General features: G+C 46.2%; 2 protein-coding genes. Both read left to right on the forward strand.

The features are described 5' to 3' along the window. Positions 1-607 (forward strand): collagen-like triple helix repeat-containing protein (locus AC3WTF_RS14820; RefSeq protein WP_492314289.1); only part of this gene is annotated, 607 nt, incomplete at its 5' end. 126 nt (positions 608-733) lie between these two features. Next, positions 734-1,395, forward strand: a 662-nt coding sequence (locus AC3WTF_RS14825; protein ID WP_492314290.1) for an NTTRR-F1 domain, incomplete at its 3' end; no start/stop codon positions are given.

Consider the following 1,395-nt stretch of genomic DNA (forward strand, 5'->3'; position numbering starts at 1 on the left):
CGGACCAACTGGGGCGACGGGAACTACGGGTCCAACCGGAGCCACTGGAGCGACGGGGTCAACTGGGGTTACGGGAGATATCGGACCAACTGGGGCGACGGGAATCACGGGTCCAACTGGGGTTACGGGGGATACCGGATCAACTGGGGCGACGGGAATCACGGGTCCAACTGGAGCTACTGGAGCGACGGGGTCACAGCCGACGGTTGCTTTTCAGAATGCGGTTGATCAAGTGGTGATTCCTTTAGAGGGTACTCCGACAAGTGTCTTGACGGCAACTATAACTGCAGTTGCCACTCAATTGGTGAAGATTGATACGACAATTCAGCTTAATATCACCCTTAATCCGCTGACACCTGATTTCTCCCTCGTGCTTTCTCTTGACTTGGAGAGAAATGGAATTATAATCAGCACCGAAACTCTTGAATTGAATCTATTCTATTCAGCCGGGCAATCTATTATTATTCCTCATACGTTTGTTGACCAAGTTCCGGCTTCCGGAATAACTGTGTATAATATGGTATTAACAGTTGGAAATACAAATAATGTAACACAAGTCGATATTACAAACCGGGCTTTAAACGCAACATCATTCCCTCTGCCATAAATGTTTAAAAGGTGATCGTTTTTTCAGTCACCTTTTTTGTATCGCTTTGATAACCATGAGTTTAGATACAATAGTTATGTAAAGTCGGCTGCAATGAAAATACGAATACAAGAGAGGGGGAGTGAATTGGCGATTGGCAACCTCATTGTCAATGGTGGTTTTGAAAGTGGAGATTTAACCGGGTGGGACGTGGCAAATGCCACTGTTAACAGTATATTTGCCCATTCAGGAACATACTCAGCACAATTTTTGATTGAAACAAACACTGCTTCACTTTCACAAATCGTCCCGGTTACGGTCGGTCAGGCATATCATTTTCAAGTTTCATTAGGAACCATTGGAACGGCTTCAAACCCTCAGGTTAACTTGCAAATCTTATATTTAAATTCATTAGGTGTACCGATTGCAACAGGTTTAGATGCAGCGATCACGATAGGCCATTTACCGAATGTAATTTTTAATACATGGACAGAGGTATACCAAACAACATCAGTTGTTCCTGATGGAACAACTGATGCTCAGATTATGATCAACAAGGCATCTGTGAATACGAACACAACAATACTAATTGATGACGTGTCGCTCCTTCAAGTCATAGAGAATTCCGGTCCGACAGGCTCTACAGGATCAACAGGCCCAACAGGACGAACCGGGACAACGGGAGTCACAGGATCGACTGGAGCCACGGGAGTCACAGGATCGACTGGAGCCACGGGAGTCACAGGATCAACCGGAGCGACCGGAGTAACCGGGACAACGGGACCAACGGGAGCGACAGGAATAACAGG

The organism is Bacillus sp. EB106-06-01-XG163 (assembly GCF_058791615.1).